Here is a 21,504-nt window from a genome sequence, read left to right as displayed (position 1 = left end):
TCCCCTCTCACCGATGGCAGGCAGATGTCTTCCGCTCCCTCTCCCACCACCGCCGCGCCGGTGGTCGATTTCTTCCACGATGTGGTCTGCGGCTGGTGCTTCGTGCTGGCCCCGCGCCTGCAGCAGGTTTCGGCCGAACTGGGCATCCAGGTGCGCCACCGCAGCTTCGTGCTGCAGGACTCGCGCGCCCGGATGATCGACGTCTTCGGTTCCATGCCGCGCGCCAAGGACACCATCCTGCGCCACTGGGCCGACTGCGCGGCGCATGAAGACACTGCGCGCATCGACATCGACGGCATGCGCGCGCAGACGTTCGAATATCCCTCCGGCTGGCTGGGCGCACTGGCCTGCCAGGCCGCCGGCGTGCTCGGCGGCAACGATGCCCATGGCGCGATGTTCGATGCGGTGCAGTGGGCGCACCTGCACCAGCACCGCAACATCGGTGATGCCGACGTCCTGCTGGACATCGCCGAATCGCTGGGCCACCGGCGCGGCGTCTTCGCTGACCACGTGCGCAGCGACACCGTGCGCCAGCGCGTACAGGCCGACCGCGCCGAAGCCGCCGCCCTCGGCATCCGTTCCATTCCCACCGTCATCGGCGGCCACGGCCTGCGCCTGCAGACCCTGCCGCTGCCACAGCTGCGCCAGGCCCTGGCGCCCCTGGTCGCGGCCGCCGCCGCGCCCTTCCCCACCCTGCAAGGAGAAACCCCATGACCCCACGTACCCTGGCCAGCGCACTGGCCCTGCTGCTGGCCAGCACTGCTGCATCCACCGCCGTGTCCGCACACGAACACGTTCCTTCCGGCCAGCAGGTCGGCACAAGCCCCTGGGGGCCGAAGGACGAGATCGGTCGCCTCAACCTGATCACCGACGCCTCGCGTGCCGCCATCCTGTCGCGGGTCAGCGGCGGCAAGGCCTACGACCTGGCCACCGAATACTACGTGGGCATGCCCAGCTGGCAGGACGCCGGCGACCCGCACTACCAGTTCTGGATGACCCATACCCCGCGCGGCACCGTGGTGGACGACCCGATGGGCGTGGGCCAGGCCATGAACCTCATCCGCAGCTACACCGGCACCGCGTTTTCGATGTACAGCCACACCGGCACCCATATCGATGCGCTGAACCACTTCGGCATCCACGGAAAGATCTGGAATGGCTTCGAGGCCGATGAACACCTCGGCGACCGTGGCTGGAAGGTCACCGGCATCGAGAAATTCCCGCCGCTGATCGCCCGTGGCGTGCTGATCGACGTGGCCGGCGCCAAGGGCGTGGACATGCTGCCGGACAGCTACCGCGTTACCCGCCAGGACCTGAAGGATGCGCTGACACGCCAGCACGTCACCCTGCAGCAGGGCGACGTGGTGCTGATCCGCACTGGTCGCATGCGCCTGTTCGAACAGCCCCGCGCCTACATGGCCAAACCGCCGGGCATGGGCCTGGACGCGGCCCGTTTCCTGGTGGAAGACAGTGGCGCGATGATCGTCGGCGCCGACAACCTCAGCTTCGAGACCTTCCCCTCGGAGGTGTCCGATGATTACGTGCCGCTGCACACCTACCTGCTGGCCCAGCAGGGTGCGCCGATCATCGAACTGGTGGTGCTGGACGAACTGGCCCGTGACCAGGTCTACGAGTTCGCCTTCATCGGCGGCCCGCTGAAGATCCGCGGCGGCGACGCCGCCCCGCTGCGTCCGGTAGCCCTGCCGGTACGCCGGTAACGCGCCGGGTAGCGCCGGGCGTCCCATGCCGGGTAGGTGCCGACCTTGGTCGGCACCGTTCTCCCATCCACGCGCCCGGTAGCGCCGGGCCATGCCCGGCGAACGCACGGCACCGCATCCACGCATGGCGTGGATCCACCAGAGGCCCAGTAGATCCACGCCATGCGTGGATGCTTTACCCCCTTCAGCAACCTGAAACCCACCCCTCGATTTCATTAGTAATTCTACTCACAAGGCGAGTAGCATGTCCGGTCTCAGCCCCTGATACCGGCCTGTCGATACTCGTTCCATGCCTGCCGTTGCCGTCCACTGCCGCCGCTTCCTGCCTGCCCGGCGCCTCCCCTGGAGGACCGGCTGATGGGTGCCGTCGTCGCCCTGGACCGCCTGCTGGATGGCCGCCAACTGTGGCGCGGCCCGGCCCGCCATGGCCCGGCCAGCGACCATCTGGCCAGCGGGCACCCGGCCCTGGATGCCCGCCTGCCCGGCGGCGGCTGGCCCGCCAGCGGGCTGTGCGAAGTGCTGCTGGCCTGCCCCGGCGTGGGCGAACTGGCCCTGGTCTGGCCGGCACTGGCCAAGCTGAGCCAGCGCGATCGGCCGATCGTGCTGGTCGCCCCGCCGCATCGGCCGCATGCCCCGGCCTGGGCCGCGGCCGGTCTGGACCTGGCCCAGCTGCAGATCATCCACGCCGCGCCGAAGCAGGCGCTGTGGGCGGCCGAACAGTGCCTGCGCTCGGCCGCCTGTGCGGCGGTGCTGTGCTGGCCGCAGCAGGCCGATGATCGTTCCCTGCGCCGGCTGCAGGTGGCCGCCGACAGTGGCCAGTGCCTGGGCTTCGTGTTCCGCGAAGCGCGCGCCGCACGTAATCCGTCGCCGGCCAGCCTGCGCCTGCAGCTCGACCCCGGCCAGGTGCGCGTGCTGAAGTGCCGCGGCGGGCTGCCGCCGGCGCAGCCCTTGCCGCTGGCCATCGCCCACTGAGGCCGCGCCATGCATTGGGCCTGCCTGTTGTTGCCGCAACTGGCGCTGGACAGCGTACTGCGCCAGCAGCCGGACCCGCAGCGGCCGCTGGTGCTGCTGCAGGGCCCGGCCCAGCGCCGGGTGCTGCGCGCGGTCAGCCCGGCCGCGCGGGCCGCCGGCCTGCGCCCGGGCATGCTGCTGTCGGCCGCGCAGGTGCTGGTGCAGGACATGCAGCTGCACGACTACGATCCCGCCGCCGAACAACACACCAGGCAACTGCTGGCCAGCTGGCTGTACGCCTACAGTTCACAGGTCAGCCTCGATTTCCCGCATGCGCTGGTGCTGGAAATCCACGCCAGCCGCGCCCTGTTCGGCGATTGGCCACAGATCGAACAGCGCCTGCGCCACGGCCTGCATGAACTCGGTTTCCGCCATCGCCTGGTGGCCGCGCCCAACCCGCATGCCGCGCGCGTGCTGGCCAACGTGCACGACGGCCTGGGCATCGATGCCACGCAGCTGGCGGCCGCGTTGGCGCCGCTGCCGCTGGCACGCAGCGGCCTGCCAGCCGATGCGGTCACCGTGCTCGGTCGTTCCGGCCTGCGTACGCTGGGCGCGGTGTTCGACCTGCCGCGCGACAGCCTGGCCCGCCGCTTTGCCCCGCAGGTACTGCAGCAGCTCGATGCCGTGCGCGGCCTGGACAACACGCCGCTGCGCTACTACCAGCCCCCCGACCGTTTCGATGCCCGCATCGAATTCGAATACGAAATCGAATCCAGCCAGGCCCTGTTGTTCCCGCTACGGCGCCTGCTGCTGGACCTGGCTGCCTTCCTCTGCTCGCGCGATGGCGGCGTGCAGCGCTTCGACCTGCACTTCGAACACGACCTGCTGCCGGCCAGCGTGTTGACCATCGGCCTGCTGGCACCCGAACGCGATGCCGCGCTGCTGTTCGAAATCGCCCGCAACCGCATGGAAGCCTTCGCCCTGCCCGCCGGCAGCCGCGCGCTGCGCCTGCAGGCCGAACAACTGCCGCCGTTCGTGCCGGTGGCACGCGATCTGTTCGACACCCGCCCGGCTCAGGCCATGCCGTGGAACCAGCTGCGCGAACGCCTGCGCGCGCGGCTGGGCGATGATGCCGTGCAACCGCTGGCGGTGCAGGCCGACCATCGCCCCGAACGCGCCAGCGGCACCCAGCCACCGGCCAAGCCCCCCGCACACTGGCCGCTGCGCCCCGGTTGGCTGCTGGATGCACCCCAGCCGCTGCGCGACCCGCGCCTGCGTATCGTTGCTGGCCCGGAACGGATTGAATCGGGCTGGTGGGACCAGGCCGATGCGCGGCGCGACTACTACGTGGTGGAAACCGCGCACGGGCAACGCGGTTGGGCGTTCCGCCCGCGCAACGACCCGCATGCGCCGTGGATGCTGCACGGCTGGTTCGGCTGAACCGGCATGCACGCAGAACTGCCCGCCTATGCCGAACTGCATTGCCTGTCGGCCTTCAGTTTCCAGCGCGGCGCCTCCACCGCCGACGAACTGTTCGCGCGCGCCGCCAGCCAGGGCTACCGCGCCCTGGCGATCACCGACGAATGTTCGCTGGCCGGCATCGTCCGCGCCTGGCAGGCGGCCAAGGCGCATGGCGTGGCGCTGATCGTCGGCGCCGAACTGCAGATCGAAGACGGGCCGAAGATCGCCCTGCTGTGTACCGACCAGGATGCCTATGCCGGGCTGTGCCAGCTGATCACCACCTGCCGCCGGCGCGCTGGCAAGGGTGAGTACCGCTGCCTGGCCGACGATCTGCAGGGCCTGCCCGACAGCCTGCTGTGCCTGTGGCTGGACCGGCAGCCCGATGCCAGCCACCTGCAGGGGCTGCGCACCGGCTTCGGCGACCGCCTGTGGCTGGCGGTGGAACTGCACCACGAACACGACGACGCGCGCCGCCTGCAACAGCTGCAGGCCTTCGGCGAACGCCACGCGCTGCCGCTGGTGGCCAGCGGCGATGTGCACATGCACGTGCGCCGTCGCCGCGCCCTGCAGGACACCCTTACCGCCATCCGCCACCGCTGCAGCGTGGCCGAAGCCGGCTGGCGCCTGTTTCCCAATGGCGAACGCCACCTGCGCCCGCGCACCTCGCTGGCCCAGCTGTACCCGCCGCAACTGCTGGCCGAAACCCTGCAGATCGCCTCGCGCTGCCACTTCAGCCTGGACCAGCTGAAATACACCTACCCGCGCGAACTGGTGCCGGCAGGCCACACCCCGGACAGCTGGCTGCGCGCGCTGGTGGAACAAGGCATTCCCGAACGCTGGAAGGACGGCATCCAGCCGGCCCAGCGCCAGCAGATCGAACACGAGCTGGAACTGATCGCCAAGAAGAACTATGCCTCGTACTTCCTCACCGTGCAGGACATCGTGCGCTTCGCCCGCAGCCAGCAGATCCTGTGCCAGGGCCGCGGTTCGGCGGCCAATTCGGCGGTGTGCTTCGTGCTGGGCGTCACCGAGATCGACCCGGCGCGCAGCAACCTGCTGTTCGAGCGCTTCATTTCCGAAGAACGCGACGAACCACCGGACATCGACATCGATTTCGAGCACGAGCGCCGCGAAGAAGTGCTGCAGTACGTGTTCAAGCGCTATGGCCGCGAACGTGCCGCACTGACCGCCGTGGCGATCAGCTACCGGGGTCGCAGTGCCATCCGCGATGTGGCCCGCGCACTGGGCCTGCCGATGGACCAGGTGAACGAACTGGGCGCCGCCATGGACCACTGGGGCGGGCACATACCGCTGCCGGACACCCTGCGCGAACGCGGCTTCGACCCGGACACAGCGCTGATGCGGCGGCTGCTGTCACTCACCGCCGAACTGATCGATTTCCCGCGCCACCTGTCGCAGCACCCGGGCGGTTTCGTGATTTCCGAACATCCACTGTCCACCCTGGTGCCGGTGGAAAACGCGGCCATGGCCGACCGCACCGTCATCCAGTGGGACAAGGACGATCTGGACGCCACCGGTCTGATGAAGGTCGACTGCCTGGCGCTGGGCATGCTCACCGCCATCCGCAAGTGCCTGGCCCTGCTGCAGCAGCACGGGCTGCACAGCGGCCGCATGGATGCGGTGCCCGCCAAGGACAGCGCGACCTACGACATGATCTGCGCCGCCGATACCATCGGCGTGTTCCAGATCGAATCGCGCGCACAGATGGCCATGCTGCCGCGCATGCAGCCGCGCAGCTTCTACGACCTGGTGATCGAAGTGGCCATCGTGCGCCCCGGGCCCATCCAGGGCGACATGGTGCACCCCTATCTGGAACGCCGCCGGATCCTGCGCGAACAGGGCCCCGAGGCCTTGAACGACCCGGCCAACCCGCTTTATCCACCGCAGCTGGAACGCGTGTTCGCCCGCACCCTGGGCGTTCCCCTGTTCCAGGAACAGGTGATGCAGCTGGCCGTGGAAGCGGCCGGCTACACCCCGGGCGAGGCCGACGCCCTGCGCCGTTCGATGGCCGCCTGGAAGCGCCGCGGCGGGCTGGAGCCGCACCGGGAAAAACTGCTGGCCGGCATGCTGCGCAACGGCTTCAGCCGCGAATACGGCGAACACCTGTTCGAGCAGATCAAGGGCTTCGGCAATTACGGTTTTCCGGAAAGCCATGCCGCCAGCTTCGCCCTGCTCACCTATGTCAGTTGCTGGTTGAAGTGCCACCACCCGGCCGCGTTCGCCGCCAGCCTGATCAACAGCCAGCCGCTGGGCTTCTACAGCCCCGACCAGTTGCTGCAGGATGCGCGCCGCCATGGCATTGCCGTGCTGCCGGTGGATGTACGCCACAGCCACTGGGACTGCACCCTCGATTTCAGCAAGGGCGCGGCCGCCATCCGCCTGGGCCTGCGCCTGGTCGATGGCTGCAGCGAACAGGCGGTGCAGGCCCTGCTGCGCGAGCGCGCGCGGCGCCCGTTCGACGATGTGGGCGATCTGTGCCAGCGCGTCGCACTGGATCGCCGCCAGCAGGGCCTGCTGGCCGATGCCGGCGCCCTGCGCGGCCTCAGTGGCCATCGCCACCGCGCACGCTGGGATGTTTCCGGCGTGGAAAACCGTCTGCCGCTGTTCGACCCGGCCCGCGCCACCGGCGAAGCACGCGTGCCGCTGCCGCTGCCCAGCGCCTGGGACGACATGCAGGCCGATTACCGCAGTACCGGCACTACGCTGGGCCGCCACCCGTTGTCATTCCTGCGGGCACAGCTGCGCAGCCGCGGCTGCCTGGATGCCGCGCAGCTGGCTGCCCACGGGCATGGCCGCCGCGTGCGCATTGCCGGGCTGGTACGCATGCGTCAGCGGCCGCAGACCGCAAGCGGGGTCACGTTTCTTACCCTGGAAGATGAGACCGGCATGGTCAACGCCGTGGTCTGGCGCCACGTGGCCGATCGCCAGCACCGCATCCTGGTCGATACCCAGCTGATGCAGATCGACGGCAGGCTGGAACGCGTGGATGGCGTGCAGCACGTCATCGTGCAACGCATGCTGGGCCTGGACGATCTGTTGCAGGGCCTGCGCAGCCACAGCCGCGATTTCCATTGATGGGTCATTGATGTGTCGAGTCGACTGTCAGTCGACTAGCGCGCCAGCGCGGATGTGCCATTGATGGGTAGAGTCGACTGTCAGTCGACTAGCGCGCGCCAGCGCGGAATTGCTGCACGCCGTTCCAAGGGCAGTCGACTAACAGTCGACTCTACCCAGTCGACTCTACCCATCCGCTTTTGCATCCGCTATCGTCGCCATATCCAAGGAAGGACTACACGATGGCCCGTGCGTTGTTGCTTACCACTCTGGGGGTATCCACCCTCGCCCTCCTGGTGTCCGGCTGGACGGCCTGGAACCTGCACCACAGCCAGTCACCCGAACGCGTGATCCATGCACGCGGCCTGGTCGTCCACGATGCCAATGGCCAGGCCCGCGTCATCGTCGGTGCGCCGGTGCCCGACCCGACCAGCAAAGGGCGCAGCCAGGGCCCGCGTGCCGCGGCACTGTCCGGTGTGATCCTGCTCGGCCCGGACGGTTCCGAACGCGGTGGCTATGGCACCAGTGACCGCGGCGGCGAAGCCCTGCTCACCCTGGACGATGCCAGCGGCACCACCGAAGTGTTCAAGGTGGTCGCCAATCCCGATCGCGGCGCCACCCTGATGGTCCGCCACCAGAACAACACCGGCGCCATGCTCACCTCCTGGCAGGGCAAGCCGGAACTGCTGTTCCTGGACGACAGTGGGCAGACCTACTACGTGCGCCCCGGGGTCAACGCCGCCCCGTAAACCAAGCCCTGACGGCCCGGCATTAATGCAAACGATTCTCTTTTGCGGTAAGGTGCGCGCGCTGCCCTTGCCGCCGCGGGCCGTTCCTGTCCCGCTCTCCGCACTCCGTCCGTGCCAGTCCAAGCGCTTCCCTCATTGCCCTCGCCCCTGCCATCGGACCGCCGAGCGCAGACCGGTGCACGCGAGCGCCGCCCGCACTGGATGGCGGTGGCGATCACCATCGGCCTGCATCTGCTGCCGGTGCTGGGGCTGCTGCACTGGACAACGTCCACACGCCAACCCACACCCCCAGCGGAAGAGGTGCGCATCAGCCTGCGGCTGTTGCCGCCCACCGCGCCGCCACAGCCGCTGGAAGAACTGAACGCCGACCGCCCCAGCCAGGCGCAGCAACCACGTGCGCCGCAGCCGCGTCCGTTGTCACCGCCCCCACCCACCCGCGCACCGCAGGGCACCTTGGCGTCCGGTCACGGCCGCAGCGCCGAAGCGCAGCCGCTACCGGAACCGGTACCGGCGCTGATCCTGCCAGCCAGCGACGCCGCACCGGCACCGGCGTCGATCACGGCTGCGCCGCCGACACCCGACGCACCACCGGCACCCCAGTTGGCGGGCGCCCACAGCGACAGCTGGGAAGCACGGCTGATGGCGCGCCTGGAGCGCCACCGCTATTTCCCCAGTGCCGCCCGCGCGCGCCGGCAGCAGGGCACGGCCTGGGTGCGCGCCAGCGTCGACCGCAGCGGCCGCCTGCGCACGCTGCTGCTGGAACGCAGCAGTGGCGAACCCATGCTGGACGAAGCCGCCCTGCAGACCTTCCGCCGCGCGCAGCCGCTGCCGCGTATTCCCGATGATCTGCCGGCACCGCAGGAACGCGTGGTACCGGTGGAGTACTACCTGCGCTGAAGCGCGCCGCGCCGCCGCTCAGGTCCAGGCCGGGTCGGCGGTGAAATCGATCGTCAACCAGAACATGCCGCCGCGTGCATCCAGGCGCACGGCAATCTCATCACGCATGGCATCCACCTCGCCCACCGTGCCCAGCGGCGTGGCCGGGTCGGTCAGCACATGGATCTCGATGAAGCGCATGCGCCCCATCTTCGCCACGTGGCTGGTGAAGCCGGCATAGCCCCGCTCGCCCACGAACGCCTGCATCACCTGCTGCACGCGCTGGTCCAGGTCATCGGGCGCGACCTGCAGTACCTCGCGCAGTGCCTTGAACGCAGCGCGCGTGGGCACCGGCAGCACGGCCAGGCTGATCAGCATCAGCACGATTGAATCCAGGTACGGTACCCAGTGCTGCCACGGCCCGTCCTGCAGGGCCAGCGCCAGCAGGAAGGCCAGCACCACGGCCAGTGCCATCAGCCCGCCCAGCAGCCAGGCACGCACGTCCAGCCACAACAACGGCGAGTGCAGGCGCCGTGCCTGCCCCGCCACGAACGCGGCCATGCCCAGGTTGGTTGCACTGATCAGGCCGGCCCACCACAGCGCCGGCCCGAACTTCACCACGTGGCCGCCGGTGGTCAGCCCGATCACCGCGTTGGCCAGCGCGTACACGCAGGCCAGCGACAGGATCACCCCGCCCAGCGCCTCCACCATCGGTTCCAGATGCCAATAGCCATACTGGAAGCGCGGGCTCTGCTCCCGCGCCACCAGCCGCAGCACCGACAGCGACACCAGGGTCAGGGCCACGTCCACCAAGCTGTAGATGCCGTCGAACAGGATGGCCTGCGATCCCACCAGCAGGCCGCCCAGGAAGCCGGCCGCACTGACCGCCACGGTCATCCCGATCGACAGCAGCAGGATGCGTTGTTCGCGGGCGGTATCCATTCAGGCCTTCAGTACCTCCACCCGGTAGCTGGTGCCTTCCTCGTCGTGTTCGATGATCAGCCCGTGCACATCCGATTCGAAACCGGGGAAGCGCGCATTCTGTTCGCGGGCAATGCGCAGCGACTGGATGATTGGCTCGTCGCTGGCGCCGAAGCGCTCGCCGGGCATGATGGTGGGAATACCCGGCGGGTACGGCACCAGCATGGTGGCGGCAATGCGGCCGCTGAGCTGTTCGATGTCCACCCGCTCGATCTCGCCCTTCACCAGATGGTTGTAGGCATCGGCCGGGGTCATCACCGGGGTCGGCAGGTCCACGTACATCTCGCGCATCACCTTGGCCACGGCAAATTCCTGGTTGAAGGCATGCAGCGCCTCACACAGGTCACGCAGGCCCCAGCCGGCATAGGCCACCGGATAATCGGCGGCCAGCGTCGGCAGTGCCTGGCTCAGTGGCGCGTTGCGATCGAACAGTTCCTTGAACGCCATCAGCTCGGTCACCAGGGTGCTCCACTTGCCCTTGGTGATGCCCATCGAGAACAGGAACAGCACCGAGTACAGGTTGGTCTTTTCCACGGTGATGCCGCGGCCCCACAGGAACTTGCTCAGTACCGCCGCCGGAATGCCCAGCTTGCCCATGCTGCCGTCCATCGTCAGGCCCGGGGTCAGCAGGGTCACCTTGATCGGGTCGATCAGCACATAGTCGTCCACCAGCCCATCGAAGCCGTGCCAGTGCGCATCGGGCTGCAGGTACCATTCCTCACGCTTGGCCACCAGCGGTGCCGGCGTATCGCCCTTGTCCAGGCTGCGCTCCACCTTCGTGGGCTGCCACACGCTGAACCACCAGTCATCGCGGCCCAGGTCATCGCGCACGTGCAGCATGGCGCGGCGGAAGGCGATCGCTTCGTCGTGCATTTCCTGCACCAGCGAACGCCCGGCCTCGCCCTCCATCATCTTCGAGGCCACGTCGCAGGCCGCGATCACCCCGTAATGCGGGCTGGTGGAGGTGTGCATCATGAACGATTCGTTGAAGCGCTCGGCATCCAGGTCGCGGCTGGCCGAGTTGCGCACGTGGATCATCGACGCCTGCGAGAACGCGGCCAGCAGCTTGTGCGTGGAATGGGTGGTGAAGATGATCGCGTCCTGCTCACGCGGCTTGCCCTTGGCCATGCCGTAGTGGTTTTCGTAGAACGGATGGAACGCCGCGTAGGCATACCAGGCTTCATCGAAGTGCAGGAAGTCCACCGCGCTGCCGATCTCCTCGGCAATCTTCTCGGCGTTGTAGCACAGGCCGTCGTAGGTGGAATTGGTGACCACCGCGATGCGCGGCTTCGACCCGGCCTGGTAGGCCTGGCTGGCCAGCGGGTTGTCGGCAATGCGCTGCTGCAGCGCCTCGGGGGTGAACTGGTCCAGGCTGATCGGCCCGATGATGCCGTGCGCGTTGCGGCTGGGGGTGAAGTAGACCGGCACGCCGCCGGTCATGATCAGCGCATGCAGCAGCGATTTGTGGCAGTTGCGGTCAACGAACACCACGTCACCGCGCGCCACCGTGCCGTGCCAGACGATCTTGTTGGCGGTGGAGGTGCCGTTGGTGACGAAGAAGGTGTGGTCGGCGCCGAAATTGCGCGCGGCTTCGTCCTCGGCGTCCTTGATCGGGCCGGTGTGGTCCAGCAGCGAACCCAGTTCCGGCACCGAGATCGACAGATCGCTGCGCAGGGTGTTCTCGCCGTAGAACTGGTGGAACGCACGCCCCACCGGCGACTTGGTGAACGCTACGCCACCGGCATGGCCCGGGGTATGCCAGGAATAGTTCGACTCGGCCGCGTGGTGGATCAACGCCTTGAAGAACGGCGGCAGCAGGTTGTGCATGTAGTCTTCGGCCGCACGCATCACCTGCCGTGCGACGAAGTTCTTGGTGTCTTCGAACAGGAAGATGAAACCGTGGATGTACTTGAGCAGCTTGCTGGGCACCTTCTCGATGGTGCGCCGCTCGCCGTACAGAAACACCGGCAGGTTGGCCCGGCGCGCGCTCTGTTCGCGCAGGAAGGCGGCCAGGCGCTGGAACTCGCCCTCGCCCTCTTCGCTGCCATCGATCGAGATCAGCACCGCCGACGCCGCCACGTAGGTACGGGCACCGGCGCGCGCATCGTCCAGGTTCAGGCCGCACAGCACGCGCTGGCCGTTGCCACGCAGCTCTTCCACCAGCGCACGGATCAGGATGCCGCCGATGCGCGGCGAATCGTAATCGCCATCGATGACGATGACCGGGTAATCCAGGGACTTGAAGTACACGTTGATTCTCCTTGTCGAACTCAGGAACGCTGGGCGCCGCCGGACAACGCGGCCGCCTCACGGGTGCGCTGCCGCTGCTGGCGGCGCTCCTCGCTGAAGAAGGGATAGAACACGGTGATGAACAGCACGAACAGGAAGGCGTACTGCACGATCGTTCCCGACGAGCCGTAGATCGCCCACAGGCAATACACCACCGTCAGGCTGGTCAGCGCCCAGAACGCACCGGTGTGGACGATGGTGTGCGAGCGTTCCACCACGAAATAGCAGGCCACGCAGGAATAGATGTACGGCAGCAGGGTCAGCACCACCGCCGCCGAGGTGATCACATCGAACTGTGCCGACGCGGTTTCCGAGGTGGAGGTGACCAGCACCGCCAGGGTCATCAGCACCGCCACGATCAGCACGCCCTTCACCGGCACGTCGTCCTTGTTGGTCTTGCTGAAGATGCTCGGGAACAGGCCATCGTCGGACGCCGCCTTGGCGCTCTGCGCGGTCAGCAGGATCCAGCCACCCAGCGAACCGGCCGCACCGATGAAGGCACACAGGCTGACCAGGCCGCCACCCCAGCCACCCACCGCCTTGGCGGCGGCCAGCGCGAACGGCGCATCGGAGGTCTGCAGTTCGGCATTGGGCACCATGCCCATGATCACCGACGAACTGGCGATATAGGCCACCGCCGCCAGGAACACGCCGGCCAGGGTGGCGCGGGCCACGTTCTTTTCCGGGTTTTCCACCACGCCGGCCGTCACCGACGCCGATTCCACGCCGATGAACGCCCACAGGGTCAGTGCGGCGGCACTGGAAATGGCGCCGAAGTTCGATTCACCCGAAACGTTGTAGGCACCCTTGAAGATGTCCGCATCGAAGAAGAACCAGCCGAAGATGGCGATGCCCAGGATCGGCACCAGCGCGAAACTGGTGGTGACCGTCTGCACCTTGGTCACGAAGGCCGGGCCGATCACGTTGGCGAAACTCAGTGCCCAGACCAGTGCCAGCACGGCGATGCAGCGCACCAGCGGCTCGGACAGGATCGGGAAGAAGTAACTGAAATAGCCCACCGCCGCGATCGGGATGGCCACGTTGCCGATCCAGTTGGCGAACCAGTAGATGGTGTTGGTCTGGAAGCCCATGTACGGCCCGAACCAGTCACGCGCATAGGCATACGGGCCGCCGGCCTTGGGCGCCAGCTTGCCCAGCTTGGCGAACACGAACGCCAGCAGCAGCGCGCCGGCGGTGGTAATCAACCAGCCCCAGATCGAGGCGGTACCGATCTTGGCCAGGCTCGATGGCAACAGGAACACCCCTGAACCCATCATGTTGCCGGCCACGAGGAAGGTGGCACCGACCACCCCGATCTTCTTTGTTTCTGCCATGACACTCTCCTGCACCTGGCATGGGCCCGGCAGCACCGGGCATGGGGACGGAAAACGCGGGCGTACCGCCGCTGGCGTTTACTTGATGAAGTTGTATTGCAGGCTGCCCTGTACCCGGACGGTGTCGCCGCGCGCGCCGCTCTGCTGCTCCAGGCGGCCATACAGCAGCTCCATGCCCATCGTCCACGACGGTGCCGGGCTCCAGATCAGGTTGAACACGCCGTAGCGGCTTTCGCGGAACGCATCGGCGGGCAGCGCCGCATTGCGCTCCAGGGTCAGCTGCCCGTAGATCAGGTTTGAACGCCACAGTTCGGACCAGTAATGGGTGTAGCCGACGAAACCGCCGTGCACGTCCAGCGCGCGCAGACGCCCATCGGCACCGACCACCGCATCCAGGCCGGAGCCGGTCAGGTCGGCGGTGTAGCGGCTCAGCCCGCGTCCGCCCAATGCACCCAACAGCAGCAGGTCACGCTCGCCCACCGCTGCCGAACCACTGAGCTGCAGACCACCGGCCATGCGCCGGTCGCGTTCGCCGTCACCGTCGTAGGCCAGGCTGCGCGCCACCGCGCCCAACTGCAGGTGGCCCCAGTCGCGCTCCACGCGCGCGGCCACGGTCACGTCCGGCAGCCGATTGGCAGCAATCACACTGTCGCTGGCCCCGGCCAGCTCGGTATCCGGGTCTTCGGCGGCCAGCGTCAGCGTCGTGCCCTTGCCCAGCGCGAAACTATGGTGGATGCCGGCCACCAGCAGGTAGCCCGCGCCACCCGGGCCGGCGAAGTCCAGCGTGTCGGGCAGGCTGTCGGCATCCATGAAGCTGGAATAGCCGTAGCCGGCATAGGTGTTGCCCAACTGCCCGTAAGCATGCCGCAGCCGGAACTGATAGCCGTCGCTGCTGCCGAAGAAGTCATTTTCCAGGTAGAAACGCAGGTTGCCGTGGGTGGTCGGCCTGCGAGCCTCGAAACTGAAGCGGGTCTGCTTGGCATGCAGGTTGAAGTTGGACACATCGCGGTGGCTGCCGCCGACGGGCATCGACGAGGGAATGAACTGGTCTTCGTCGCCGGCTGCCCGCGAATCGGCAATCGCATCCAGTTTGGCGTAGCCGCCGATGCGGATCACCGTGTCGGTACCGGGGATGGCGAAGAAGCCCTTCAGGTCAGGATCGGTCGGGCCGGCCGCACTGTCCGGGCGCGAAGCCGCAGTGGAGGGATCGGACACCGAATCACGCTGGGGCAGCACGGGCTGCGCGACGCCTGGCACCTGGGTGGCGTGCAGTCCTGCCGCGGTGCCTGCCAGCGCTGGCGTGGCCGGCTCGGGCCTGGGCAACGGTGCCGACGGCGTTGTCGCAACCGGCGCACTTCCATCGCGCTGCTCCAACCGGTCCAGACGCTGCTGCAGGCGCTCCAGCGTCTGCCGCATGCCTTCGATCTCGCGCCGCAGCGCCTGTGCATCATCGGGTGCACCTTCCTGTGCCTGGGCAGGTGCTGCTGCCAGCACCGCCGCACACGCCACACTTAGAACCGCAACGCGCATTGCATTCTCCCCAAACGAACGATCGCGGGGCGCTTCCGGCGTGCGCATGCGCGCAGCCAGGTGGGCACCCCACCGCTACTGGAAATGCAGGTACTGCGTTGGCGAGCGCTGACAGCCTGCCCATCACATGCAACAGGACGATGACACTGCCCTGCGGCTGTCGACGTCTTCGCCGCTGCGGCCACGCTGCCGGAGAGGTGGCGGTCGCAGCGGTCTGGGTAACAAGCGCGAAGTGAGAGTGTCGTGAACGGCACGCCGTGCCGCTGCGGATTCAGCCACGTGCCAAGGGGTGCGAAATGCGCTGCCGTGCGGGGTTTCATGCACACCAGCGTAGCCAGCGTGTCGCTTTTGGCCTTGATCGCAATCAAGGCAGAACTATTGAACCAGGTCACGCTTCATCGGTGACACCGGCAAGGCGACTGCGCCGACCGCACAGCCGCCGTGTCGCAGAATGCGACAGCAGTACCGACGTGTGCCGAACCGCGTCGGCACACGTCCCGGCGCCGTCAGCGCGGGCCCAGCACCGTCTGCAGATCGGTACCCTGCGGCATGCCCGAGCGACGCTGCACCTGGCCCTGCGCATCCTGGAACAGGATGCCCGGCGTGCCCTGGAAGCCCAGCTTGATCATCAGTTCCTGGTTGGCATTGAGCTTGCCGGCCAGTTCGGGGCTGATCGTGGCCACCGGCTTGATGCCGCCCTGCTCGAACTGGTGTTCGTTCTGCAGCAGTGCGGCGCTGGGGTCACGCGCGGACAGGATGGCGGCGGCCTTGGCCGGGCTGTCCTCACGGATCACGCCCACCAGCACGTGGCGCAGCTGCACCTTGCCGGTATCCACCCACGGCCGTGCCGCTTCCCAGAACTTGTGGCAGTACGGGCAGTTGGCATCACTGAAGGTGTACACCACGCGCGGCGCGTCGGCCTTGCCATCGCGCACCCAGGCGCTGCCTTCCAGATCCTTCCAGATGCGTTCGGACATCGGGCCGGCCACCAGCTTCTCCACCTTGTCGGCGGCCACTTCATTGCCCTGCGCGTCGAACAGGCTGCCGACCAGCACGTTCTTGCCATCGGCCGTCACGTAAGCGGCCGCCGGCTGCTGGCCGTTGACCACGCCGGCAAAGCCACGCAGGCCACCGGGCGCATCGAACTCGGCCACGACCTGGAAGCCGTGCTTCTCGATGCCCTGCAGCACCGCCGGGCGATCGCCCTTGGCTGCGGCGGCTGCCGGCTGGGCTTCCGCCTTGCCCTGCGGGGTCTGCGCCTGGCTGCAGGCAGCCAGCGCCAGCAGTGCCGGCAGGATCAGGGCCTTGTGCGCAACGCGCGGGGAAATGGACAGCATGGAAACTCCGAAATGAAATGCCGGGGCAGGCTACCGCAGCTGGCGCAGTTTGTGTTCAAGGCCGGCGGCGGTCAGTTCACCCAGGTGCAGCTCCTGCAGGCGCCCCTGCGCATCGAAGAACAGCGTGGACGGGTACGCCTTCACCCCCAGCACCGTGGACGCCTCGGACGCTTCATCCAGCAGCACGTTATCCAGCGCCAGGCCATTGGCGGACAGGAAGGCCTGCACGTCCCCGGCAGTTTCGCCCTGGTTGACGAACGCGAACTGGATCTGTGGATGCGCCTGCTGCGCCTGTGCCAGGACCGGCATCTCGCGCCGGCACGGGCCGCACCAGGTCGCCCACAGGTTCAGCACCAGCGGGCGCCCCTGGAACTGCTGCAGCGCCTGTGGTTGCCCGTGCAGATCCACCGTCTGCACCGCTGGCAGCGGCATGTGTGCGGCCTGCCACTGCGACAGCGCGATGCCGCCGCCCACCCACAACAACACACCCAGGGCCGCACTGCTGAACACAGGCAGGCACAGGCGCGGATGCCGGCGCAGTGCCCACAGCCCCCAGCCAGCGCCTGACAGCAGCGCCACGGGGACCGAGTAGCCGCCATCGGCAATCTGCAGCACCGACCACGGTGACGGCCGATACAGTTCGAAGTTCAACGCGACGAACGCCAAGCGCCCGCAGAGCAGGCCCAACAGCAGCATGTCCAGCACCACGCTGGCCGGCGATGGCGCTGCATCTCCGGCCGTGGCGCGCGGCCACAACCGGGCCAGGCCCATCGCTGCCAACAAGGCCAGCATGATCAGAATCACCGGCATCGGCACCGGCCCTACACTCGACATACGCCACTCGATCCGTCACAGCACACTGCATGTTCAAAGCCGCCCGCTGCAAAGGCAAGGGGCGGCCGGGCTACGGGTCAGGCGGCATCGCGCCGCATCTGCAGTTCCGGCGATGGCCGCAGCCCGCGCACGGTGGCCGTAGCCGCAGCCACCGCGGCACGCTCGCGCTGCTTGTTGCAGCTGACGTGGCGCCGATAGTTGGCTGGCGTCATCCCGATGATGCGCAGGAACAGGCGGCGGAACGCGCTCTGGTCGGCATAGCCCACGCCCCAGGCGACCTCATCGATGCTGGCACCCTGTTGCAGCATGGCCTGCGCCTTGGCAATGCGCAGCCTCTGGCAGTACTCGATCGGGCGCAGGCCGGTGGCCTTCAGGAAGCGGCGCTGCAGGGTGCGCGGCTCCAGCCCGGACATTTCACAGATGCTGGTGAGCGTTGCGCCACGCGCCGCGGTGGTGTGCAGCCAGCGTTGCGCCTTCAGCACATCGCGGTCGCCATGGGCGAAGTTCGCACTGAAACGTTCCAGATCCTGCTGGATCGCCACCGGCACGCTGATGCCCAGCTGTGCGGCCACCTCGCTGGCCACGCCCTGCCCATGCAGCCGGTACAGCAGGCGCAGCCCCATGAAACGCCAGGCCTGGCTGCCGCCCACCGTCAACACATCGCCATCGTCCACCAGCGCGCGCTCACTGGGCGCCCAGCTGGACGGCTGGCCCTGCAGGCCCGGGTAGCGGCTCAGGTCCGGACCGGACACCGTGCGCCCGGCCAGCAGACCGGCACGGGCCAGCACGCCCACGCCATCGCCGGCGGCCGCCAGCAGGCTGCCACCGTCGTAATGTGCCCGCAGCCAGTCCAGCAGCACATCTTCGGTACGCAGCGCGGCCCCGGGGCTGACCAAGGTCGGCAAGGCGATGACCGCAGGAATGGCCGCATCCAGCATGTCCGCACCCGCCAGCCGATGCACACCGCTGTTGCTGGCCGGAACGATCCAGCGCGTGATCAGCACCCGCGGGAAGGGGCGCTTCTTCTGCTGGGCCAGGCGATTGGCAACATGCGCCATCTCGGCAAGGACCGACGCCGCCGAGGGGTCACCGCCCGGGTACTCCACCACTGCAACCTCCACGAATCCTTCGCTATTGAGTGCGTCCACAGCCCTTCCTCCGTTCGTTCAGGCCATCCAGCGGCCGGTGCAGACGAAGGGTAGGAACCGCCCCGGAGCGGGGGCTATGAAGAAAGTTGCAAATGTCCCTGAACGAGCGGCTTCCGTTCACAACCCTTGACTCTGGACCAGACTCAAGGGTTCACAATGGCCGCAGATTCCACGGGAGTGCGCCATGAACATCGGGCAGCTGGCACGCGAAGCAGGCGTGCCGATCGACACCGTCCGCTATTACGAGCGGCAGCACCTGCTGCCCACCGCAGCGCGGTCGGCCGGCGGCTATCGCATCTTCGGCCAGCAGGACCTGCGCCGGCTGCGCTTCATCCGGCGCGCCAAGGCGCTGGGGTTCAGCCTGGAAGAAATCGCCGAGCTGCTGGCCCTGAGCGACCGCCATGCGCAGGACATGGGCAGCGTGCGCGATACCGCACGGGCGCGGCTGGCCGATATCGAACAGCGCATGGTCGAACTGCAACGCATGCAGGCGGCGCTGTCACAGCTGGTGGATGCCTGCCCGGGCCACGGCGCGCTTGAACAGTGCCCGATCCTGGCCGCGCTGACCGAGGACAACGCATGAACAGCACGCATACCGGCCCCGCGCACGACCACAACGCGCCCGCGGCCAAGGCCAGCTGCTGTGGTGGTGCGAAGAAGACCGCCAGCACGGTGAAGGACCTGGTCTGCGGCATGGACGTCGACCCTGCCACCACCCCACACCACGCCCAGCACCAGGGCACGGCCTACCACTTCTGCAGCGGCGGCTGCCGGCAGAAGTTCCTGGCCGATCCGCAGCGCTATCTGGACCCGGCTTCGCACGTCGCGCCCCCCGTGCCGGCGGGCACGCTGTACACCTGCCCGATGGATCCGGAAATCGTGCAGGAAGGCCCCGGCACCTGCCCGATCTGCGGCATGGCGCTGGAACCAATGATGCCCAGCCTGGACGACGGCGAGAACCCGGAGCTTACCGACTTCCGCCGCCGCTTCTGGGTGTCGCTGCCGCTGAGCATGGCCACGATGGCGCTGGCGATGCTGGCGATGACGCCCCTGCTGCACGCGCTGTCGCCCACCGTGCGGGTATGGATCGAAGGCGCGCTGGCCACGCCGGTGGTGCTGTGGGCCGGTTGGCCGTTCCTGCAGCGCTGGGCGCAGTCGATCCGCAACCGCAGCCCGAACATGTGGACCCTGATCGGCACTGGCGTGATCGCCGCCTACGGCTACAGCGTCGTCGCCACCGTGGCCCCGGGCCTGTTCCCGCCCTCGTTCCAGCAGCATGGGCACGTGGGCGTGTACTTCGAAGCCGCGGCGGTGATCATTTCGCTTACCCTGCTGGGCCAGTTGATGGAACTGCGTGCCCGTGCCCGCACCTCGGCCGCGATCACGGCGCTGCTGGGCCTGGCGCCGAAGACGGCACGACGCATCGACGCCGACGGCAGCGAACACGACGTGGAATTGAGTGCCGTGAAGGCCGGCGACCGCCTGCGCGTTCGCCCCGGCGAGAAGGTGCCGGTGGATGGCCGCGTGCTGGAAGGTCGCTCCACGCTGGACGAATCGATGCTGACCGGCGAACCGGTGCCCGTCAGCAAGCAGGCGGGCGACAGTGTGATCGGCGCCACGTTGAACGGTTCGGGCGCGCTGGTGATCGAGGCCGTGCGTGTGGGCGATGCCAGCATGCTGGCGCAGATCGTGCAGTTGGTGGCGCAGGCGCAACGCTCGCGCGCGCCGATGCAGCGCATGGCGGACAAGGTTGCCTATTGGTTCGTGCTGGCGGTGCTGGCGGTGGCCGTATTGACGCTGTTCAGCTGGGGTCTGTTCGGACCGGAACCGTCGTGGACCCATGGCGTACTGAGTGCGGTAGCGGTGCTGATCATTGCCTGCCCCTGTGCGCTGGGCCTGGCCACACCGATGTCGATCATGGTGGCCACCGGTCGCGCTGCGCAGCACGGCGTGCTGTTCCGCGACGCCGAGGCCATCGAGGCCCTGGTGAAGGTCGATACGCTGGTGGTGGACAAGACCGGCACGCTTACCGAAGGTCGCCCGGCGTTCGATACGGTGCATGCCACCGACGGCCATGCGCCCGACCAGGTGCTGCACTGGGCCGCCAGCCTGGACCAGGGCAGCGAACATCCGCTGGCCGCCGCCATCGTGGCCGAAGCACGCCTGCGCACGATGGAACTGCTGCCCGTGCAGGACTTTGATTCGATCACCGGGCTCGGTGTGGTCGGCCGCGTTGAGGGGCGCCAGCTGTGGCTGGGCAACACCGCCCTGATGGACGAACACGGCATCGAGGTGACGCCGCTGCAGGACACCGCCGACGCCCTGCGCCGACGCGGTGCCAGCGTGATGTATCTGGCGGCGGACGGGCAGCTGGCCGGCCTGCTGTCGGTGGCCGATCCGATCAAGCCCACCACGGCCGAAGCGATCGCGGCGCTGCGCCAGGATGGCCTGCGCATCATCATGGCCACCGGCGATGGCCTGCTGACCGCACAGGCCGTGGCCAGCACGCTGCGCCTGGACGAGGTACACGGCGAAACGCGCCCGGCTGACAAGGCCGCACTGGTGGAGCAGCTGCAGGCGCAGGGCCGCACGGTGGCGATGGCCGGCGATGGCATCAACGACGCGCCTGCCCTGGCCAGCGCCGCCGTCGGCATTGCCATGGGCACCGGCACCGATGTGGCCATGTCCAGTGCACAGGTCACGCTGGTGAAAGGCGATCTGCGCGGCATCCTGCGTGCGCGCCAGTTGTCGCGTGCAACCGTGCGCAACATGCGGCAGAACCTGGGCTTCGCCTTCCTCTACAACGGCCTGGGCATTCCGGTGGCCGCCGGTGTGCTGGTGCCCTGGGGCATTTCGCTGTCGCCAATGCTGGCTGCGGTGGCGATGAGCCTGAGTTCGGTTTCGGTGATCAGCAACGCGCTGCGCCTGCGCGCACAGCGTCTGCCGGGTGGCTGACACGGGCGTCGCAAACGACGTGAAGAAAAGTGCAACAAACGCTTGCCAACCCCCGGGGGCACAGCTATTATTTCGCTCCTCAGCGACGTGGGGCCATAGCTCAGCTGGGAGAGCGCCTGCATGGCATGCAGGAGGTCAGCGGTTCGATCCCGCTTGGCTCCACCAAACTTTCGGCATTAGGCCGTCGAAAGGTCGCAAAGAACATTGATGAGATCTGCGTCCCCATCGTCTAGAGGCCTAGGACATCACCCTTTCACGGTGGCGAC

At 67.9% G+C, this 21,504-nt stretch carries 16 protein-coding genes and 1 tRNA gene; 10 read left to right on the top strand and 7 right to left on the bottom strand.

What is annotated here, in order from left to right:
- Window positions 1–24: 24 nt before the first annotated feature.
- From IAE58_RS10700 to IAE58_RS10670, 7 genes are all read left to right on the top strand, one after another.
- Entirely contained in the window at window positions 25–714 is a 690-nt protein-coding gene (locus IAE58_RS10700) for a DsbA family protein (RefSeq protein WP_199933686.1), read from the top strand.
- A complete protein-coding gene (locus IAE58_RS10695) occupies window positions 711–1,718 on the top strand; it encodes a cyclase family protein (RefSeq protein ID WP_199933687.1) in 1,008 nt (335 codons plus the stop codon). Before IAE58_RS10700 ends, IAE58_RS10695 begins: the two co-directional genes overlap by 4 nt.
- A gap of 357 nt (window positions 1,719–2,075) precedes the next feature.
- Window positions 2,076–2,690, top strand: a complete 615-nt coding sequence (gene imuA, locus IAE58_RS10690) for a translesion DNA synthesis-associated protein ImuA (protein WP_108753349.1) — start codon at window positions 2,076–2,078, stop codon at window positions 2,688–2,690.
- A 9-nt stretch (window positions 2,691–2,699) separates the two neighbouring features.
- The gene (locus IAE58_RS10685; protein WP_199933688.1) at window positions 2,700–4,109 is read left to right on the top strand and encodes a DNA polymerase Y family protein; all 1,410 of its coding nucleotides are present in this window, start codon (window positions 2,700–2,702) and stop codon (window positions 4,107–4,109) included.
- Window positions 4,110–4,115: 6 nt separating this feature from the next.
- Entirely contained in the window at window positions 4,116–7,226 is a 3,111-nt protein-coding gene (locus IAE58_RS10680) for an error-prone DNA polymerase (protein WP_199933689.1), read from the top strand.
- Between the two features lie 221 nt (window positions 7,227–7,447).
- Window positions 7,448–7,954 carry a hypothetical protein gene (locus tag IAE58_RS10675; protein ID WP_199933690.1) on the top strand — a complete coding sequence of 169 codons (507 nt, stop codon included), beginning with the start codon at window positions 7,448–7,450 and terminating at the stop codon, window positions 7,952–7,954.
- A gap of 135 nt (window positions 7,955–8,089) precedes the next feature.
- Window positions 8,090–8,851, top strand: coding sequence for an energy transducer TonB (locus IAE58_RS10670; RefSeq protein WP_233614902.1), 762 nt, complete (start codon window positions 8,090–8,092; stop codon window positions 8,849–8,851).
- Between the two features lie 18 nt (window positions 8,852–8,869).
- Here IAE58_RS10670 and IAE58_RS10665 read toward each other — a convergent pair whose 3' ends face one another.
- The 7 genes from IAE58_RS10665 to IAE58_RS10635 form a co-directional block, all read right to left on the bottom strand.
- On the bottom strand, window positions 8,870–9,772 hold the full coding sequence (locus IAE58_RS10665; RefSeq protein ID WP_164276368.1) for a cation diffusion facilitator family transporter: 903 nt from the start codon (window positions 9,770–9,772) through the stop codon (window positions 8,870–8,872).
- Window positions 9,773–12,061 carry an Orn/Lys/Arg decarboxylase N-terminal domain-containing protein gene (locus IAE58_RS10660; protein WP_199933691.1) on the bottom strand — a complete coding sequence of 763 codons (2,289 nt, stop codon included), beginning with the start codon at window positions 12,059–12,061 and terminating at the stop codon, window positions 9,773–9,775.
- A 20-nt stretch (window positions 12,062–12,081) separates the two neighbouring features.
- Window positions 12,082–13,434 (bottom strand): arginine/agmatine antiporter, encoded by a 1,353-nt coding sequence (adiC, locus tag IAE58_RS10655; protein ID WP_108749889.1) that lies wholly within the window; start codon window positions 13,432–13,434, stop codon window positions 12,082–12,084.
- A gap of 78 nt (window positions 13,435–13,512) precedes the next feature.
- Window positions 13,513–14,964, bottom strand: coding sequence for a DcaP family trimeric outer membrane transporter (locus IAE58_RS10650; RefSeq protein ID WP_199933692.1), 1,452 nt, complete (start codon window positions 14,962–14,964; stop codon window positions 13,513–13,515).
- A gap of 506 nt (window positions 14,965–15,470) precedes the next feature.
- A complete protein-coding gene (dsbG, locus tag IAE58_RS10645) occupies window positions 15,471–16,301 on the bottom strand; it encodes a thiol:disulfide interchange protein DsbG (protein ID WP_108753357.1) in 831 nt (276 codons plus the stop codon).
- Between the two features lie 30 nt (window positions 16,302–16,331).
- Window positions 16,332–17,135: a TlpA disulfide reductase family protein gene (locus IAE58_RS10640; protein ID WP_199933693.1), complete on the bottom strand. Its 804-nt coding sequence runs from the start codon at window positions 17,133–17,135 to the stop codon at window positions 16,332–16,334.
- 77 nt (window positions 17,136–17,212) lie between these two features.
- Window positions 17,213–18,283: a helix-turn-helix domain-containing protein gene (locus IAE58_RS10635; protein ID WP_108756444.1), complete on the bottom strand. Its 1,071-nt coding sequence runs from the start codon at window positions 18,281–18,283 to the stop codon at window positions 17,213–17,215.
- A 184-nt stretch (window positions 18,284–18,467) separates the two neighbouring features.
- Between IAE58_RS10635 and IAE58_RS10630 the strand changes: the two genes are divergently transcribed.
- From IAE58_RS10630 to IAE58_RS10620, 3 genes are all read left to right on the top strand, one after another.
- Complete coding sequence (locus IAE58_RS10630) at window positions 18,468–18,866, top strand: heavy metal-responsive transcriptional regulator (protein ID WP_108756445.1); 399 nt, start codon at window positions 18,468–18,470, stop codon at window positions 18,864–18,866.
- Window positions 18,863–21,238 carry a heavy metal translocating P-type ATPase gene (locus IAE58_RS10625; protein WP_199933694.1) on the top strand — a complete coding sequence of 792 codons (2,376 nt, stop codon included), beginning with the start codon at window positions 18,863–18,865 and terminating at the stop codon, window positions 21,236–21,238. Before IAE58_RS10630 ends, IAE58_RS10625 begins: the two co-directional genes overlap by 4 nt.
- 89 nt (window positions 21,239–21,327) lie before the next feature.
- Window positions 21,328–21,403: transfer RNA gene (locus IAE58_RS10620), tRNA-Ala, on the top strand.
- Window positions 21,404–21,504: the final 101 nt, after the last annotated feature.

The sequence above is a fragment of the Stenotrophomonas sp. S49 genome (assembly GCF_016624905.1).
Classification (GTDB): Bacteria; Pseudomonadota; Gammaproteobacteria; order Xanthomonadales; family Xanthomonadaceae; genus Stenotrophomonas.
This window is presented reverse-complemented; position numbering and strand designations above follow the sequence as displayed.

Coding starts and splice junctions, on each gene's coding strand:
- IAE58_RS10665 (WP_164276368.1), bottom strand. CDS start 9,772: ATGGATACCGCCCGCGAACAACGCATCCTGCTGCTGTCGATCGGGATG.
- IAE58_RS10695 (WP_199933687.1), top strand. CDS start 711: ATGACCCCACGTACCCTGGCCAGCGCACTGGCCCTGCTGCTGGCCAGC.
- IAE58_RS10675 (WP_199933690.1), top strand. CDS start 7,448: ATGGCCCGTGCGTTGTTGCTTACCACTCTGGGGGTATCCACCCTCGCC.
- IAE58_RS10700 (WP_199933686.1), top strand. CDS start 25: ATGTCTTCCGCTCCCTCTCCCACCACCGCCGCGCCGGTGGTCGATTTC.
- IAE58_RS10625 (WP_199933694.1), top strand. CDS start 18,863: ATGAACAGCACGCATACCGGCCCCGCGCACGACCACAACGCGCCCGCG.
- dsbG (WP_108753357.1), bottom strand. CDS start 16,301: ATGCTGTCCATTTCCCCGCGCGTTGCGCACAAGGCCCTGATCCTGCCG.
- IAE58_RS10680 (WP_199933689.1), top strand. CDS start 4,116: ATGCACGCAGAACTGCCCGCCTATGCCGAACTGCATTGCCTGTCGGCC.
- imuA (WP_108753349.1), top strand. CDS start 2,076: ATGGGTGCCGTCGTCGCCCTGGACCGCCTGCTGGATGGCCGCCAACTG.
- IAE58_RS10650 (WP_199933692.1), bottom strand. CDS start 14,964: ATGCGCGTTGCGGTTCTAAGTGTGGCGTGTGCGGCGGTGCTGGCAGCA.
- IAE58_RS10685 (WP_199933688.1), top strand. CDS start 2,700: ATGCATTGGGCCTGCCTGTTGTTGCCGCAACTGGCGCTGGACAGCGTA.
- adiC (WP_108749889.1), bottom strand. CDS start 13,434: ATGGCAGAAACAAAGAAGATCGGGGTGGTCGGTGCCACCTTCCTCGTG.
- IAE58_RS10640 (WP_199933693.1), bottom strand. CDS start 17,135: ATGTCGAGTGTAGGGCCGGTGCCGATGCCGGTGATTCTGATCATGCTG.
- IAE58_RS10630 (WP_108756445.1), top strand. CDS start 18,468: ATGAACATCGGGCAGCTGGCACGCGAAGCAGGCGTGCCGATCGACACC.